The 17,127-nt window shown below is 58.4% G+C and carries 18 protein-coding genes; 2 read left to right on the top strand and 16 right to left on the bottom strand.

The genetic code is table 11. The features are described 5' to 3' along the window. Positions 1-62: 62 nt before the first annotated feature. The gene (locus ABWV79_RS14955; protein ID WP_353392849.1) at positions 63-1,043 is read right to left on the bottom strand and encodes an NAD(P)-dependent oxidoreductase; all 981 of its coding nucleotides are present in this window, start codon (positions 1,041-1,043) and stop codon (positions 63-65) included. Then, entirely contained in the window at positions 1,003-2,040 is a 1,038-nt protein-coding gene (gene mgrA, locus ABWV79_RS14950) for an L-glyceraldehyde 3-phosphate reductase (RefSeq protein WP_353392847.1), read from the bottom strand. The genes ABWV79_RS14955 and mgrA overlap by 41 nt, the downstream gene beginning before the upstream one ends. Before the next feature lie 168 nt (positions 2,041-2,208). Here mgrA and ABWV79_RS14945 point away from each other — a divergent pair, with 168 nt between their 5' ends. Further along, on the top strand, positions 2,209-3,087 hold the full coding sequence (locus ABWV79_RS14945) for an FCD domain-containing protein (RefSeq protein ID WP_353392845.1): 879 nt from the start codon (positions 2,209-2,211) through the stop codon (positions 3,085-3,087). A gap of 9 nt (positions 3,088-3,096) precedes the next feature. On the opposite strand, the gene ABWV79_RS14940 is transcribed toward ABWV79_RS14945, so the two are convergent. Continuing rightward, positions 3,097-3,510, bottom strand: coding sequence for a VOC family protein (locus ABWV79_RS14940; RefSeq protein WP_353392843.1), 414 nt, complete (start codon positions 3,508-3,510; stop codon positions 3,097-3,099). A 222-nt stretch (positions 3,511-3,732) separates the two neighbouring features. On the opposite strand from ABWV79_RS14940, the gene ABWV79_RS14935 reads away from it, so the two are divergent. Further along, positions 3,733-5,265 carry a phospholipase D family protein gene (locus ABWV79_RS14935; protein ID WP_353392841.1) on the top strand — a complete coding sequence of 511 codons (1,533 nt, stop codon included), beginning with the start codon at positions 3,733-3,735 and terminating at the stop codon, positions 5,263-5,265. A gap of 17 nt (positions 5,266-5,282) precedes the next feature. Here ABWV79_RS14935 and ABWV79_RS14930 read toward each other — a convergent pair whose 3' ends face one another. The 13 genes from ABWV79_RS14930 to ABWV79_RS14870 all read right to left on the bottom strand — a co-directional run bounded on the left by ABWV79_RS14930 (position 5,283) and on the right by ABWV79_RS14870 (position 17,126). Next, a complete protein-coding gene (locus ABWV79_RS14930; RefSeq protein ID WP_353392840.1) occupies positions 5,283-5,978 on the bottom strand; it encodes an RraA family protein in 696 nt (231 codons plus the stop codon). Continuing rightward, the gene (locus ABWV79_RS14925) at positions 5,975-6,670 is read right to left on the bottom strand and encodes an alpha/beta fold hydrolase (protein WP_353392838.1); all 696 of its coding nucleotides are present in this window, start codon (positions 6,668-6,670) and stop codon (positions 5,975-5,977) included. Before ABWV79_RS14925 ends, ABWV79_RS14930 begins: the two co-directional genes overlap by 4 nt. Then, positions 6,667-7,791 (bottom strand): cobalamin-independent methionine synthase II family protein, encoded by a 1,125-nt coding sequence (locus ABWV79_RS14920; RefSeq protein ID WP_353392836.1) that lies wholly within the window; start codon positions 7,789-7,791, stop codon positions 6,667-6,669. The genes ABWV79_RS14925 and ABWV79_RS14920 overlap by 4 nt, the downstream gene beginning before the upstream one ends. Before the next feature lie 11 nt (positions 7,792-7,802). Then, a complete protein-coding gene (locus ABWV79_RS14915; protein WP_353392835.1) occupies positions 7,803-8,405 on the bottom strand; it encodes a class I SAM-dependent methyltransferase in 603 nt (200 codons plus the stop codon). Further along, a complete protein-coding gene (locus ABWV79_RS14910; protein ID WP_353392833.1) occupies positions 8,402-9,361 on the bottom strand; it encodes a cupin domain-containing protein in 960 nt (319 codons plus the stop codon). Before ABWV79_RS14910 ends, ABWV79_RS14915 begins: the two co-directional genes overlap by 4 nt. Before the next feature lie 142 nt (positions 9,362-9,503). Next, the gene (locus ABWV79_RS14905; protein WP_353392831.1) at positions 9,504-10,493 is read right to left on the bottom strand and encodes a nuclear transport factor 2 family protein; all 990 of its coding nucleotides are present in this window, start codon (positions 10,491-10,493) and stop codon (positions 9,504-9,506) included. Next, the gene (locus tag ABWV79_RS14900) at positions 10,490-11,533 is read right to left on the bottom strand and encodes a LacI family DNA-binding transcriptional regulator (RefSeq protein WP_353392829.1); all 1,044 of its coding nucleotides are present in this window, start codon (positions 11,531-11,533) and stop codon (positions 10,490-10,492) included. Before ABWV79_RS14900 ends, ABWV79_RS14905 begins: the two co-directional genes overlap by 4 nt. Continuing rightward, a complete protein-coding gene (locus ABWV79_RS14895) occupies positions 11,526-12,281 on the bottom strand; it encodes a hypothetical protein (RefSeq protein ID WP_170356010.1) in 756 nt (251 codons plus the stop codon). Before ABWV79_RS14895 ends, ABWV79_RS14900 begins: the two co-directional genes overlap by 8 nt. Further along, on the bottom strand, positions 12,281-13,045 hold the full coding sequence (locus ABWV79_RS14890; protein WP_353392828.1) for an SDR family NAD(P)-dependent oxidoreductase: 765 nt from the start codon (positions 13,043-13,045) through the stop codon (positions 12,281-12,283). Before ABWV79_RS14890 ends, ABWV79_RS14895 begins: the two co-directional genes overlap by 1 nt. Beyond that, on the bottom strand, positions 13,045-14,097 hold the full coding sequence (locus ABWV79_RS14885) for an ester cyclase (RefSeq protein WP_353392827.1): 1,053 nt from the start codon (positions 14,095-14,097) through the stop codon (positions 13,045-13,047). Before ABWV79_RS14885 ends, ABWV79_RS14890 begins: the two co-directional genes overlap by 1 nt. After that, entirely contained in the window at positions 14,094-15,425 is a 1,332-nt protein-coding gene (gene hisD, locus ABWV79_RS14880; protein ID WP_353392826.1) for a histidinol dehydrogenase, read from the bottom strand. Before hisD ends, ABWV79_RS14885 begins: the two co-directional genes overlap by 4 nt. An 11-nt stretch (positions 15,426-15,436) precedes the next feature. Continuing rightward, the gene (locus ABWV79_RS14875) at positions 15,437-15,967 is read right to left on the bottom strand and encodes an ester cyclase (protein ID WP_170755243.1); all 531 of its coding nucleotides are present in this window, start codon (positions 15,965-15,967) and stop codon (positions 15,437-15,439) included. A 4-nt stretch (positions 15,968-15,971) separates the two neighbouring features. Next, positions 15,972-17,126 carry a carbohydrate ABC transporter permease gene (locus tag ABWV79_RS14870; RefSeq protein ID WP_353392824.1) on the bottom strand — a complete coding sequence of 385 codons (1,155 nt, stop codon included), beginning with the start codon at positions 17,124-17,126 and terminating at the stop codon, positions 15,972-15,974. Position 17,127: the final 1 nt, after the last annotated feature.

The following is a 17,127-nucleotide window of genomic DNA, read 5'->3' as shown; positions in this document are numbered from 1 at the left end:
TTGAGAACCGGGATAAGGGCGTTGCCTGACAGGTGGAATGCGCCACAACCGCGCGTACAGCCCTAAGCTTTGGATTTGTCCGTGGTCAGACCATTGGTTTCCGCAACGAAATCAGCCAGCATGGGTACATAGTCATCACCCCGACCTGCAGCCTCCATCGCCGCAAACGCGTTACGCAGAGTCGCCTGTACCGGCGTGACCGCGCCGATACTATTGGCCAGGTTCGCGACATATCGCATGTCTTTATGCGCGTTCGTGATGGCAAAGCGATGGGCGTTTTCGTCCCCTTCGAGCGTCCATTTCATGAATGTATCGTAGAACCCGTTGGACAGGCGGCTGGGACGCAGAACAGAATCCACCTGTTCAACGGTCAGCCCGGCCTTGCGGGCAACGGCCAGCGCCTCGGAATACAGAACAGCATAGCCCATGGCGACGAAGTTGTTGACCAGCTTCATCTTGTGACCCATCCCGACCTCACCCATGTGCACGACCAGACCGGCCCAACATTCCAGTACCGGTTTGATGCGCGCCAAGGTTTCGGGCGATGCGCCGACCATTGTATCCAGCGTTCCGGCCTCGGCCTCTTTCGGAGTTCGGCCCAAAGGTGCGTCTGCAAGATCCATGCCCGCAGCCCGCAGCTCTTGCACAAGTTGCAAGGTCGACACGGGATCCGATGTCGAACAATCAACAACCACCAACCCTTGTTTGCCCGAGGCCAGGATACCGTTTTCGCCACGGATCAGCTGTTCGACCTGCGGGCTGCCCGAGACGCACAAATGGATGATATCGCAGGCCTCGGCCATTTCACGCGCCGAGGTGACTTCGGTCGCACCACGCTGCACAAGATCTTCGACGGGTTGTCGGTTGCGATGCCCCATTACAACAAGGGGGTATCCTTTTTCGACGATGTTTTTGGCCATGCCATGACCCATCAGCCCAACGCCAATGAATCCGATAACGGGTTTGTTCATGTTCAGTCCTTTTCTGATCCGGCGTTTGGACTTAGCTGTCCGAGGATTGAGCCCAAAGGTTGACCTCGCCATTCTGAGAATAGCGGTCGATTTCGTCCAGTTCATCGGCCGTGAATTCAATATTGTTCAGCGCCCCGACGCAGTCGACGATCTGTTCACTGCGGGATGCACCGATCAACGCCGTGGTGATCCCGCCATCGCGCAACACCCAGGCAATCGCCATCTGCGCCAGCGTCTGACCGCGCATCTTGGCAATCGCATCCAGATTGCGCAGGTTCTCGATCGTGCTTTCGGTCAGCAGATCGGGGTTCAGTGATTTGTCTTCGGTTGCTCGGCTGCCTTCGGGCACGCCGCTCAGATACTTGCCGGTCAACATCCCCTGCGCCAGAGGGGTGAACGCGATCGACCCGATCCCCAACTCTTGCAGCGTGGCCTTCAGCCCGTCCGTCTCAACCCACCGGTTAATCATGTTGTAGCTGGGCTGATGAATGATGCAGGGCGTGCCAAGGTCCTTCAGGATCGCCGCAGCCTCGCGCGTGCGTTGGGAATTATAGGACGAAATCCCCACATAAAGCGCCTTGCCAGAGCGTACGATCTGATCCAGCGCGCCCATGGTTTCCTCGAGCGGCGTGTTCGGATCAAACCGATGCGAATAGAAGATATCCACATAATCAAGACCCATCCGCCGAAGGCTTTGGTCACAGGACGCGATCAGGTATTTCCGGCTGCCCCATTCGCCGTAAGGGCCTGGCCACATGTCATATCCGGCTTTGGACGAGATCACCAATTCATCCCTGTAACCGGCAAAATCATTTTTCAGGATTTCACCAAACGCCTCTTCAGCGCTGCCCGCAGGCGGGCCATAATTGTTGGCCAGATCAAAATGCGTGATCCCCAGGTCAAATGCCGTTCGACAAAGTTGTTGTTTCAACTGATGAGGCCGGTCAGCACCAAAGTTATGCCACAGCCCAAGCGAGATCGCGGGCAGTTTCAGACCGCTGTTGCCGCAATAGTTATAGGTCATCTCCGCATAGCGTGTCGCGCTGGGCACATAAGTGTTCGACGTCATTTTCGGGTGTCCTGAATCAGTGATGTCATTGCGCCCCGCGCTCGCCACGGCACCAAATGCGTGGCAGATGTTCAGCGCAGGTTGCCCGGATCATATTCCGTCGGCGACTTGCGCTCAAATGTCTTTAACCCTATTAAAAACATCTTATTGAACATCAGGAACATGGTCATGGCACGCCCAGATCGCGTTTTCAAAGCCGCCTATAATGCCATGCTGGACGCTTTGGTCGCCAATCCCAGCATCCAGAACATCTCGGCGATCGCGCGACAATTGGATGTCAGCAGAACAACCGCGCGCGCAATTCTGAACAGGTTGGAAAAAGCAGGGATACTGACGCAGGCCGGGCCAGACCGGCAATTGCTTCGGGTCCCTCAGCGGCGGGATTATTTCGCCGCCAGCGAAACCATGGACATGCGCGATGCCTTGGAGGCCACATTCATGCAAATGATCCGAAGCGAGGATATCGGTCCGGGCGCGCTGCTGAACGAGAGGCTTCTGGCGCGACAGCTCAACGTTTCGGTCCAGACCATGCGCGAATTTCTGATCGGGCTCAGCCGGTTCGGGTTCGTCCGCAAGGACCACCACCGCAGATGGGTTTTGGAAGGCGTCACCAGAAAATACGCGTTAGAGCTGCATGAGGTCCGCGTGATGTTCGAAAGCAGAGCAGTCGAGAAGCTCTGCCAGATCCCCGAGAATGACCCGTTCTGGGGCGGGCTCATCAGGTTGAAACAGGATCATCTCGAGATTTCGGCGCACTCCGATTTCGCTGACTTGGATTTCCCAGCCCTGGATACCAAGTTTCATCGGTTTCTGAACGCACATGCCGACAATCGGCTGATCGTGGGGTTTCAGGACGCGATCTCGATGATCTTCAACCACCACTACCTTTGGCCGCTGGAAGATCAGATTCACCATCACCTGACCGCGACCTCAGATCACCTGCAGATCATTCAGGCGGTTCTGGAGCGCGACCGCCGCAAAGCCCGCGCAGCGATGCAATCCCATCTCGACGCCACCCGGCACCGGTTCGAGGAGGCCACATCCTAAGACCCAAACTCAGACCGCCTGATGGACTTCGATGACGTTGCCTTCGGGGTCGTGAAAGAACACCTGATGCCATTCTTTGGCAAAGGCAGTTCCATAATCCGAATAGGGAATACCGTTGTCGTCCAGCAGCTTCATGAAGGCCGCAATATCATCGGTTCTAAAAGCGATGTGGCCGCGTTCGACCGGGTTTATCGTTTCGCCATGCTTAAAGGCGACGCCGAGGTCTTTCTCGGCCAGGTGCATCTGCATCTGCCCATCGGTCGCAAAGCGGATCTTGCCGCTATAGCCCCGGTCCTTCGTATCCTCGGATCGTGGGAAATTTTGGATCGGGATGTCATCCAACCCCAGAACGCCCGTGTAAAAATCGTGGAGACGATCCACATCTTGCGAGACAAAGTTGATATGGTGGAATTCCAATTTCATATCCGCGTCTTTCCATCGGCTGAGCATATTTTTTCAGATCGCAGATGATCAGAACCCGATGAGTTCAACAATCACAAATCTGACAGAGATCCCTGAAGAACGGACCTAACGGCATCTGCAATCGAACCGCAGCCGCAGGCAATTTGCAGGGATTCAAAACAACAACCTTGAAAAACAGCCCGTTTAGAGCGTCACTGTCAGTATGAAGATCGGAAAAAACTCATGAAGTCATGGATCATCATGGTTCATGTCTGCTGGGCGCTGGTCCTTGCTGCATGCGCGCCCACGTCCCGGACCTATGAAAAGACGGTGACGCGATCCGTCGCCGCCGAACCGACAAGCCAGCTTTACCGCGCGGCCAGAAGGTTGGGCGATCCCGGCGACGGGCGATCGGGCGTACGACTTGTCAGCGATGGGGAACAGGCGCTGGTCATTCGGCTGCTGATGGCGGCAGCGGCAGAGCAAGCGATTGATGCGCAATACTATCTGCTACACGACGATCCGACCGGGCATCTGTTTGCTGCAAGCCTGTTGCGTGCTGCGGACCGGGGTGTCCGCGTGCGCCTGTTGTTGGACGATATGGACACGTCCGGATACGATGCGATGACTGCCGCCCTTGATCTGCATGAGAATATCGAGATCAGGCTGTTCAACCCGTTCTGGCGAGATCAAAGCCTACTGATCGCCGGTCTGACCGACTTTAAACGCATCAACCGTCGGATGCATAACAAGTCGATGACCGCAGACAATACATTCACCATTGTAGGTGGGCGCAATATCGGTGCCGAGTATTTTCTGGCCCGCGAGGAAATGAACTATGCGGATCTGGATGTGCTGGCCACTGGCCCAGTGGTCCGTCAGGTCTCGGACAGTTTCGATACCTACTGGAACAGTGAATTCGCCGTTCCAGCCGCTGTGGTGATTGATGAACACCAGGGCTTTTCACTGAACGAGGCACGCGACCGGCTGAATGACCTTGTCGACGAGGCGCGCGATACGCCTTATGGCAACGCCCTGCGCAGGTCAGCGCAAGAGACCTTTGCCGGCAACGCATTGTCGGTTGATTGGGTTCAGGCCCGGCTATACGCCGACCCTCCATCCAAAGCAGCCGGCGCGGATGATCCCGAACAGATACTCGCGTCGCAATTGTTGCCCTATTTTGAGACAGCAAAAAACGAGGTCAACATCATCTCGGCGTATTTTGTGCCTCGAAGCAAAGGGGTTGCATGGATGTCCGAGCTGGAAAACCGCGGTGTCGATATCAAGGTCGTCACCAATTCGCTGGCGTCAAACGACGTGGCGCCGGTCTATGCCCATTACGCCAAAAAGCGCCGCGCCCTGTTGCGCGCCGGCGTCGAGCTGTACGAGCTGCGCCCGGATGCCTATCAGGTTCAACAACGCGGTATTAACTGGGCACAATCCCGTTCGGGTCTGCATTCCAAGGCATTCACCATTGATGATCGCTACGTTTTCGTCGGGTCGTTCAATTGGGATCCCAGATCCGTCAACATCAACACTGAGATGGGCATCCTGATCGATTCGCCCGACTTGGCGGTTCGGACAATGGGCGCGCTGGACGAGGCGCTGCCCGCGTACACGTACAACGTGACACTTGAAGAGGCTGGCAAACTGGTTTGGACAACCCGGCAACAGGACGGCACTGTCCTGCGATATGACGCCGAGCCGACAGGATCGGCGTGGGATCACATAGTCTCGGGTGTTCTGGCCATTTTACCGATCGGTTCGCAGCTTTAAAACACGGCAGTCCGGGTTCAGACCCTTGCTTTTTCGAAGGCCGTCCATGCGGTTTCGAACGCGTCGAAATCAAAACCCGGCTGGGTGGCGGCGTCCAGAATGATACGCTCCGTCGTCAGCAGCTTTTGGATCGCGCCTTCCAGCTGATCGACGATATCCTTTGGAATGACCAATGCGCCGTGTCGATCTGCATGGATCAAGTCACCCGGATATACCGTCATGCCAAATACCGAGACCGGCGTGTCCAGATCGCGTACATGGACGAAACCATGGCTTGGACCAACTGAGCCTGCAACAACCGGGAATCCGTCTGGCAGATCACCAAGATCGCGCATTACGCCATTGGTCAACGCCCCTGACATGCCAAACCCTTTGTGAATGGTGGTGTTAATCTCGCCCCAATAGGCGCCGATGCAGTCGGGGTAATCCACATCTTCTATCACAGCGACCGAGGGCGCGGGGCCTTCAGCCATGTATTTGTAATAGTCCATGCGTCTGGCACGGATAACGTCGGGCTCCTCGGTCGGGGGAGCAACCGCTGCAATTTTTGCCGTGCGCGCATAGCCCACGATTGCAGGCTCATTCGGGGCCGAACACATCATGGTACCGCGCGTAAATCTGTCAAATCCTCGCTTACCCTGAGCGACTTCTACGGCGTTGCAGACAGTGGGCGTATCCACTTTGCGCAACAGTGACAAAAGGGATGGTGTCATATGTCCTCCAACCAGCGCGCCAAAGCCGCCGTTGTTTCGTTTGGTTTCTCCAATGTGGGCAGGTGACCAGCCCCATCAATGACGTACAGTACGCTGTTTGGCAGTAGATCGTGCATCAACTGGTGGCGCTCGACCGGGCACAACCCGTCCTCTTGACCGCAAAGAACCAGCGCGGGTCCGGTATAGGCAGCCAAGGTTGCACGTTGATCGGGTCGGTCCATCAAGGCTTGCGATTGACGCAGAAAGACTTGAGGGCCCAGACCAGTTGCCATCTCCATGCACAAATCCAGAACAGCCCCCTGACGCGGCCCGTCTGCAAGATAGTTGGGTTTCATTTCGTCTCGCATTACATGCCACAGCCGCCCTTCGCGCACCGCGTCCATCTGCGGAGCACGGCGGGCTTTGACATCGGGCAGCTCGGCCATCGGGTTCGTGTCCAGCAAGGCCAGGCGTTCAATACGCTCGGGGGCCTGACGCAGAACCTCCATGGCAACAATCCCGCCCATCGACAAACCCGCCAGTGCAAATACGGGTGGCGCGTTGCGCAGGATATCCGCTGCCAGTTCCTGCACGCTGTCGTGCTGACACAGGGGAAAGGTCATCATCGGTACCTTGCCGGACAACGCGTCAATCTGCGGGCCGAAAAGCCGCGCATCGCACATCATGCCCGGTAACAGAATCAACGGTGTCATGCGCGGGCCAGCTCTGCCCCCTGGGCCAGCGCCTCTAGCTTGGCATAGGCGATCTGCGGATCAATCGCGCCGAATCCCGCAAACGTTCCAAAACCGCAATCGCTGCCTGCGATAACCCGATCCTCACCGACAATACCGGTAAAGCGTTCAATCCGTTGCGCCACAAGCTCGGGGTGTTCAATGAAATTGGTGGTGGTGTCGACCACTCCAGGGACCAGAACCTTGTCATCGGGAATCTCAGCTTTACGATCACGGAACACTGTCCACTCATGCGCATGGCGCGGGTTCGACGTCTCAAATAGCACATAGCGCGATTTTGTTGCCATCAGGGTGCTGAACACCTTGTCCATCGCGATATCGCAACAATGCGGGCCTTCGTAATTCCCCCAGCAGATATGCACTCGCACCCGGTCCTGCGGCACGTTTTGCAGCGCATGGTTCAGGGCCTCGACATGCATATCCGCGATCTTGAGAAATTCGTCATCCGACAGGTCCGTGAACAACATGTGGCGGGACAGGGCAAGGTCGGGGCAATCCAGCTGAATGTCCAAACCCGCCGCGACAATGGTTTCGTATTCCTCTTTCATGGCATCTGCCAATGCGGCCAGATAAGCCTCGCGCGTTGGGTAGAAATCATTTTGCAGAAACAGCGAGATCACACCCGGTGACGCAGCATTCATGAAACCCTGACCAACATCGTGCCGCGCCATGGCCGCCTTGAGGTTGGCGATATCTTTCTGCAATTCACCTTGCCCCTTCGAACGGACCTCGCCCGTACACATGGGTCGCGCATATTTAGGGGTGCCGCCATCATCGGCCAGCCGCTGCAGAAAGCTTGGGAACATCTTGAGATCCGCCGGCGCATTGCGCGGGCTGTCTCCGGAAAACCCGGTATAGCGATCTTTGACATAAGTCGCATAGGAAATCTTCGACGTCTCTCCGTCGCTGACAACGTCTATACCAGCGTCGGCTTGTTGGCGGACAGTCTCGTCGACGGCGCCCGCCATGCAGGCATCAAAGGCTGCTGCGTCATAAGGTTCGCCATTTTCACGGGCAAAGATAAAGTCCACGACTTCTTGCTTACGTGGCAAAGACCCGACATGCGTGGTTTTTACGGGCATCTTTAGCCTCCTTAAAGTTTTCGCGCCATCAACACTGTGTGGCTTTGCGTTTCCGGATCCTCGGCCAGAAATCCGGTCATCTGAAGCCCGTTGTCCTCAAGGCACCCGGCGTATCCGGCGGGCGAAAGAGACGCGTGGTAGACCGTTTCTGCGCCGACTGTACCGCTTGCCTCGCCTGCGCGCGGACCGACCGTCAACATCAGCATCCCACCAGATCGCAAGTGGCGCGCCATGCGGGCGATACAGGCTTTTTGCTCCGCGGCCGTCAGGTGAAAAAAGCTGTTCCATGCGATAATACCATCGAACTGACGACCCAGATCGAAATCCCGCATATCGGAATGCAGCCAGTCTCCGTCTGGCCACCGGTCCCGGGCGATGGCCAGCATGGCTTTGGAAAAGTCGACGCCCGTGACGTCAAACCCTTCGGCCATGAACCAACGGGCGATGGGGTCACCTGTTCCGCACCCCAGATCCAACACGTGATCACCCGGTTTAAGACTGCCCGTGAAGCGCGCCAACCAGCGCGCTTCGAACAGAGCTTTGGAACGACGTTTGTCATACTCTGTCGCCTGCCGTTCGTAGACAGCATGGGTATCCTGCGGGTCTGCGGTCATCCTGTCCAGGTTGCTCCGGCCGGATCATTGGTTGCGGTAATCCGGTACAGGCCAGCCTGCCCGGTCATGGATGGCACAACACTATAGGATTCGCCCGGCAGAACCAGAGCGGTGTCGCCCACGGACAATGTCGTCTCATGGTCATCTACAGCAATCCGCCAATGCCCACTGGCCGGCATCAGAACCACGGGTTTGTCGCTTGTGACCGCGTCCGGCACACACGATCCGCGGCCCAGGAAATCGACTTCGAAGCCGGGTTTGTCCTTGATCCATCCGTTCTCGCCTATCACCACTGCCGGTTTTTTGGCCGACAGCGCCATCAAGTCCCAATACCGCGCAACGTATTTGCCGACCACATCCTCGACCGGCACCTCGGGATAGGCTTTCAGCTCTTCCTCGGTCAGCAAAGGCATAGGGCGCACGTTGTGGGGCAGCTCTTGCCCTTTCTTGCTGTCGTACAGCACGCCATTGTCACCCAGCATCAAACCATGCGCCTGCGCATCCTCGATCACTTGCGGGGCCCATGTGACACCGCCCCCGGCATCGTCACCGCCCAGGATCGACATGATCATCCCGTAGTCCTGACCCACATTTTCGAACCCGCGAAAGATACCGGTGGGAATGTCGAAGATATCGCCCTCTTCGGCGATGAACTCACCCGCCGTGCCATAACGCCCCCAGAAGAACCGCCAGCGCCCTTTGGCGACAAAGAACACCTCGGCCGTAGTGTGGCTGTGCAGTGAATTTCGGCATTTCGGAGGCTGGCCTGCCGCACCGATGTTAAAACCGATCTTGTCGGTGATATGGACATGCTGATCGGGGCTTTCAGAGACGCCGCCTCCGACGATGGTAAAGTTCTCTTTCTGATCGCTACCCGGCGTATGGGCGTCGATAAAAGCGGTTTTGCAGGGTTGCAACTCGCCGTAGCGGACGATGCGTTGTTGGATGGTGCTCATGGTAATCTCCTAATGGGGTTGTGTTGCGATGGGGGTTAACCCGTCGCCCCAGGAGGGTGATTGTTCAGCCGGCGCGCCCGCAGCGCGGCGCGGTGGCAATGATACCGCCGCGCCTGTTCGCTGGGCTCGAGGCAGGTTGGCATCACAGGTCTCCGGTCGCCAGAATAAGCTGCTTCCAGATCGCCGTTTCATCGAACAGGGTCCATTCGCGGCGCAGGCGGATATCGCCGCCGATCAACTCGCCCCATTCGGCGTGGCTGATGCCCATCACATACAGGTCCGCCCCGGTGGGCACGCCAAACGCCCCCCAGCCATCATGTTTGCCATGCAAGCTCCAACGAATGGCCGAGCGGGGCGGCATGTTGGCATCCTCGCGACCGATCTGGTGATGAATAGTAAACGTCGCATTGGGCAGCGCGGCACGCAGAGACATCCAGAACCGGTCCACCGAGTCGCGCCCGTGGCCGGTAGCCCCACCGGGATATTCACTTTGCACGGCACGATCATAGTCGCGTTCAACCGCCCCCATATCCGCGCCCATCATCCGGGTCAGCAGGTCAGCATGGCGCTGGCCCCATTCGTTGTCATTGCCCCGCCCTTTGTACGGCCCGTCTAGATCATTGGCCGGGGTGAGAGGTTTGACGCATGCCTCGGCCCCGCCCTCACGCGCGATCAGGTCGCGGGCAAATTCCTTGGGCTCCCACCCCATCTGCCGGACGATCGCGCCATTGTCGCGGATCAGCCATTCATCGTCGATGGCATTGTTGCGGGCATGGCAGTCGGCCAGAATGCGATAGCGCAGCTTGGACCCGGTCGCCCTGCCGAACGCGCCATCGCCCAGGTGCGTGGCAGTGGACATGATGCGGTGGCTCGACAGCATCCCATCCTCAGGCGTGCCGGACCAGATCACATCCTCGCCCAGCAGGGTACGGTCGGGGAACTCGGCCAGTGTCGCCATGGTCGCGCCGATAACACCCTGATTGCCGGTCGAGACACTGCCCGGCATCCGCACGACGATATCCTTGCCGTAATACTCGTGCAGGGTCGCGATGCCGCGATCCTCCCAAATCTCTTTGGTGATGCCGATAATGTAGTCCGGAAAATCCCGGAATTTCGGATCAAAGCCCTTCATGTCTCAGTCCTTTGTGGTTTCCACCCCTTCGGCAAACGCGCCGAGGTCCGCACGATCAGCGGCCCGTCAATGGCCACTTTCCGCGGTTTGGCCGTGGCCGGGGTGTCGATATGGTCAAGCAATGCGGTGACGGTTTCAGCCACCATCAGATTGGCGCGCTGACGGATGGTCGTCAGGTTATAGGCGGGCCACCCGGCGGGCGGCACGTCGTCATAACCGATGACCGAGACATCCTCGGGCACGCGCAGGCCCAGTTCAAAGCGGATCACGTCCATCACCGCCAAAGCCATGTGATCATTGGCCACAAATACCGCGTCGGGCCGTTTGCCGGGGGCAACATCAAACATCCGGCGGGCGGCGGCGCGGGCGTTCTCAGTATGGAAATCTCCGACATCATGGGCGAACACATCCTGCCCGCCTTCAGCCAATGCCGCGCGGAACCCCGCCTCGCGGTCGCGCTGCGTCGAGGCGCCCTGCCAGCCCGCAACATAAGCAATGCGCTTATGCCCTCCGGCCAGCAGAAACTCGGCCACTTTGCGCCCGCCCGCATAGTTGTCCGAGGCCACCGTGGTGATCCCGTCAAGATCCTGCGTGCGGTTGAACAGCACCACCGGAACGCCGGCCTGCTGACAGCGCGTGGCGATATCCGACGACATTGGAACCGAGGCCAGAACGACCCCATCGACCTGATAGTCCAGTATTTCATCCATCACGTCGTCAATATTCCCGGCCGAGCGTGAGGCCATGAAGATCAGCACGTGATAGCCCTGTTCCTGCAGCGCGTTTGAGAGCTTCTCAAGCGCCTCGGGGTAGAAGTAATTCTCGAGATACCCCACCACCAAACCGATGATCCGGCTTTTGCCTGACACCATGGCGCGGGCCAGAACATTGGGCCTGTATCCCAGCTCAGCAGCCGCCTTGCGCACTTTGTCTTCGGTCTTTTTGCTGACGGATGCACCGGGCGTGAAAACCCGGCTGACCGCTGACTGGCTGACACCGGCCAGTTGCGCAACCTGCAGGGATGTGACCTTTTCAACCATCCGGTTTCTCTCTGAAAAGTGCAGCCAGCAATATCATCCCAGCATCTAGCCCCATCGTCGGCATACCGCGCGGTACGGTCGGGTCGTGAATGCTCAACCATGCATTGCCATCATGGTATTGATTCAGGGATTGCAATGCCGCCATTGAACCTTCGGTTTTTGCTATGTCCCGAAGACCGTCTATCGCATGCATCGGAGCTGTTTTTACAAACGCACGACCGCGCTGTTCACGTTGCGCACGAAATTCGGAAACCATAGCCTGGCTTTCGTCCTGCTTGGACACACCTTCATGGTCCCAACGTTTTGCGTCACGCATGACGGGGGCAACCCGCTCGGTCCAACGAAAACCGCGCGAGATCGTAGGAACCGCAAAGGTCAAATCGCAACAGGCATCCATGACCCCACGCAGACTGTCCGGTACTTGAAAGTCACCCCGGGTGTCCGGCAGTTGGCTTCCGGGGCGCTCGCCCAGAAACTGAACAAATAGCTGATGCACCGTATCGGCATCGGGTTCGTTCAGTTTACCGATCCGTTGCTGCGCATCATCCCGAACAGAGTCTTTGTCGATCTGTTTCAATCCGTATTCGTCCAAGATCGGGCCAAAACGCCCCCAAAAGTGATGCGGTTCTTCATTCGCCATCCCGGCAGAGGGTCGATAGATCATCGTTTTGCCTTCTTCGACGATAGCATCAAGGATCGCATCCCGTAGACGGCGTTGAATGCTGATATCCTTGTCGTCATAGCGCATCAGTCCGCCGTCCACCCCCCGTCAATCAACATCGAGGTGCCCGTCACCAGCGCCGAAGCGTCCGAGGCCAGATAGGTTACGGCACCCATGATATCTTCGACCTCTCCCACGCGATCCAGCTTGATCTTGTCCATGATCCACGCGGCGCGTTCGGGGTTATCAAACGTGGATTGTGTCAGTGGCGTGCGGATGAAAGTCGGGCAGACCGTATTGATGCGGATGCGCTGTTTGCCCCATTCGATCGACATCGCTTTGACCATGCCCTCAAGCCCGTGTTTGGTGGCGCAATAGAGCGCCCGGTCCACGCCGCCCACATGGCCCATCTGGCTTGAGATATGAATGATCGACCCCGGCCTGTCCGCCGCCAGCAGCGCCTTGGCCGCATAGGACGACAGGAAATAGGCCGAACGCAGATTGACGCTGGTAACTGCGTCGAAATCTTCAGGCGTGGTCTCGACAGCCGGGCTGTGGCGGGCGGTTCCGGCGGAATTGACGACCACGTCATAAGTACGGCCTTCGAACAGCTGTTTCAGCGCCTGCAAGTCGCCCTGATCCACCACCGCAGCCTCGGCCGACCAGCCCTGCGCCTGCAGTGCGGCGACGGTCTCAGCCAGCCGATCCGCCCCGCGCGCGGCACAGACCACATGCGCCCCGGCCTCTGCCAGTGCCACGGCGCAGCCCTGACCAATACCCGAGGAAGCACCGGTAACAAGCGCGGTTTTACCGCTTAGCGAAAACGAGGGGGTGCGGGGCAGGTCTTTCATCAGCTCATTCCATCCGGTATTTCAATTCGGCCCATATTCCGGGCCTTGTTGAATTCCCGCAGACGGGCGAACACGTCAACTCCCAGTTGGCGATAAGCGTCCAGAAGATCGACCAGAACCCAGTTTTCGCGGATGAGGCCATTCTCGAGCCGCCAGAAATCAAGGCTGCGCATTGTGATCCGCTGGCCCGAGGGCGCAATCCCCATCCAGCCGTCATGAGTTACCGTCTGGATCATGTTCGGCCAGCCGGTGACGGCGGCGTAGTCGCCATCGCCGAAGAAGTGATAGGTGATGTCATCCACATACTTCCCGCGATCCGGCATCCCGTTTAGAAACGGAATCTGGTGCCAGTTGCGAAACCCAGCATAGCCGCGCCCGGTTCCGATCCCAGCCGGGCCGTACCAGTTCATGCGGGGATGCCAGAACTTTTCCATCTCCATCACTTCTGGCCCACCTTCTGATGGGTGTTTCTTGAGGTGATCCAGCATGTCGATGATGTGCTGGCATGTCTGCTGGCCTTTATCGGCATCATATGGCCCCGGCACCAGACCATCCTGCGTCGCGGGGCCCGGCACATGCCATTCATGCCCAAGACTGGGGGCCATGGGCCAGGCGTTGGCCTGCATCATCACTTCGGGGATGTCCCACAGCGCCTGCATCTCGACGATCTTGCGGTCGCGGAAGCGATAGAATTCATGGAACCGCATTGTCACCTGATGGCCGGTCGGAGGAATCTCCAACCACGGCCCGGTGAAGGTACCGGTATAATAGCCGCCGCAACCGACCCAATCCGCGCCGTGTTCATCCGGCCCGGCCATGACGATGTAGTCGCGCCGTTCCAAATCTGGCCATGCGTCCAACAGACCCTTAAAGGCGGTGTCGTAGAAGGCATCGCTGCCGGTGCTGTCGCCAAACGGATGGCACAACCGAAACAGGGCGTCCGGGGCGCTGACCCTGGCCAGCGCCTGCCGCACACCCGTTTCGGTAAAGTCATACATAGCCGCCCTGACCGGCGCGATCAGGGCTTTATGCTGCGTATGAATATCACTCATTCGGCGGCGTCCCGATAGGGGGCCGCCTCGCCATAGGGCACGTTGATCCCGCCATAGCGGCGGACGCGGACGTTGCATTGCTCGGCATGGCCTACGAAGCCTTCCAGCATACACAGGCGCGAGCCATATTCGCCGATCAGCGTCGCCGCCTCATCGGTCAGAACTTTCTGATAGCTGTGTGTTTTCAGGTATTTACCCACCCAAAGCCCGCCGGTATAGCGCCCGGCCTTTTTGGTGGGCAGTGTGTGGTTAGTGCCAATTACCTTGTCCCCGTTCGACACATTGGTGCGCGGCCCAAGGAACAGCGCACCGTAGCAGGTCATGTTCTCAAGGAACCAGTCATCGCGGTCGGTCATGACCTGCACATGCTCAGAGGCGATATCGTCGGCGACCTGCAGCATCTCGTCATAGGTGTCGCAGACGATCACCTCGCCATATTCTTCCCACGACACTTTCGCGGTGTCTGCGGTGGGCAGGATACCCAGCAGGCGGTCGACTTCGGCCAAAGTATCCTCGGCCAGCTTGCGCGAATTGGTCAGCAACACGCAGGGGCTGTTATAGCCATGCTCGGCCTGACCCAGCAGGTCGGTGGCGCAAAGCTCTGCATCCGCTGCAGTCTCATCTGCGATCACCATGGTCTCGGTAGGACCTGCGAATAGGTCGATGCCCACGCGACCGAACAGCTGGCGCTTGGCCTCGGCCACAAAGGCATTGCCGGGGCCGACCAGCATGTGAACCGGGTCGATGGTTTCGGTCCCCAGCGCCATCGCGCCGATGGCCTGAATGCCGCCCATGACGTAAATCTCGTGCGCGCCGCCCAGATGCATGGCGGCGATCACTGCCGGGTTCGGTTTACCCTGAAACGGAGGTGTGCAGGCGATGATCCTTGGCACACCCGCCACGCTGGCTGTCGCCACCGACATATGAGCCGAAGCCACCATCGGGAACTTGCCGCCGGGCACATAGCAGCCCACCGATTGTACGGGGATGTTTTTGTGACCCAGAATGACGCCGGGCAGGGTTTCAACCTCGATATCCAGCATCGAGTCGCGCTGCGCCTGCGCAAAGTTGCGCACCTGTTCCTGCGCGAATTTGATATCGTCCAGCTCGCGCTCGGTCAGTTGGCCGATCAGCTCGTCGATCTGCTCCTGCGACAGGCGGAACGAGGCGGGCGAGTAATTGTCGAACTTCTCGCTCAGGTCGCGCACGGCGGCGTCGCCCCGGGTTTCGATGTCTTTTAGCGTGGCCTCGACCACGGCGCGGGTCTTGGCGTCATCCTCGGCCCGGTCAGCGTCGGATTTGCCGCGTTTGAGATACTCGATTGCCATAATCCTGATCCTTACTTGTCGGGGCGAGGGGCGGTCTTCTCACCCCGGTCATAGGCTTCCCAGCCCTCACCATTGAACAGATCGACCCCCAGCTGCGCGGCCACATGGGCGAAATCAACATTCACCCAGTTGTCGACAATCTTGCCATCGACAACTTTCCAAAAATCCATATACCGGATTTCAACCCGCTTGCCGGTGGGGGCGATGCCCAGAAACTCGCCGGAATGCGTGGCCTCCTGCCGGCCAAAGGCAGCGGCCCATTCGCCCATGTAAAGACGCGCCTCATCAATGCAGGTCTTGTCGGAAAACGCCGCCTGGAACGGGCGCTGCCAGTTGTCCTGAAACTCTTTCAGGCCAGTCTTGGTGCCACAGCCCTGATTGCCCAACCAGCGGAATCCTTGCGAGAAGAACTCGCCGATATCATCAATGCGGTGGTCATTTAGACCGTCCACCATCGTCTCGATCACGCGGCGCGTTTCATCCGTTTTGGACATGTCCGTATCACGGGTCAGAACGGCTTGTTCCGGGCGGGAACCCTTCATTTCTTTATCCTTTTACTGCGCCAGCGGTCAGGCCACTAACGATTTGGCGTTGGAAGATCATCACAAGGAAGAACAGCGGGGCGATGATCGACACCGCAGCGGCCACAGCGACCACCTGATCGGTCGTCGTTGTCTCGCGGTTGAACATGCCCGCAATGGCGGGGACCATCGTCTGGTTCTGTGCATCAAGCAGCAGCGAGGTCACAAGAAAGTCGTTATATGCCAGCAGGAAGCTGAACAGCCCGGTCGTGATCACCCCCGGCCACATCACCGGCATGATCACGCGGCGGAAAGCCTGAAAGTGGTTGCAGCCATCAACCCGTGCAGCCTCGTCCAGTTCGGCCGGAATGTTCTGGAAGAACGAGCGCAGCATCCAGATCGTGAACGGCTGGTTGATCGCCACCAGCACCGCGATCACGGCGAAAGGCTTGCCATAGAGCGTCGGTGCATTTTCACCCAGAATAGGCGCCAGCCATTCGGCCGAGTTGATGAAGACCGGCAGATAGCCCGCAACCAGAACCGAATGGGGCAGCGCGCGGAAGATCAGCGCGATCAGCAGGATCCAGAAGGCCAGTGTCGAGCCCGACCGCGCCAGACCATAACCGGCCAGCGTGCCTACGGTCAGCGATACGGTCACAACCCCGGCGGTCACGATCAGCGAGTTCTTGAAGTTGTTGGAAAAGCCCCGATCGACCCAGACGGTTTTATAGTGTTCAGTAGTCATGCCCAGTACGTCGCGACCCAGGGGACCGAACAGCGGGTTCAGCACATTCAGAACCGCAGGCAAGACGACAAAGAACACCAGCAGGAAGGCGATCAGCGCGACAAGCACTCCGACCACCCAACCGAACCATTCCTGGCCCGGTGACGTGTGTTCCTTGATCTTCGCGGGCAGCACTTTGGTCACGACCATGGCCGCGCCCCAGATCACTGCGATGCCAAGGATGATATCCAGAACCGACAACCCGTTGCCTGTGGCCAGCGTCGCGGGGCCAAAGATCACGTTCAGCGCGTTGCTGTCATAGGCATCCACAGGGGATTTGACGCTCATGATCGCGATCCAGACAATCGGGAAGGCGGCGACAAGGCACCAGAACGCGAGGAAGATGTTCGAGGTCAGCCGCAGGCTGAGAGGTTGGCGAAGCGCGCGCGAGGACATA

Source organism: Ruegeria sp. HU-ET01832 (assembly GCF_040371315.1).
GTDB classification, from domain to species: Bacteria; Pseudomonadota; Alphaproteobacteria; order Rhodobacterales; family Rhodobacteraceae; genus Ruegeria; species Ruegeria lacuscaerulensis_A.
Note: the sequence above shows the minus strand (reverse complement) of the source record. Positions and strands in the feature narration are given on the sequence as shown.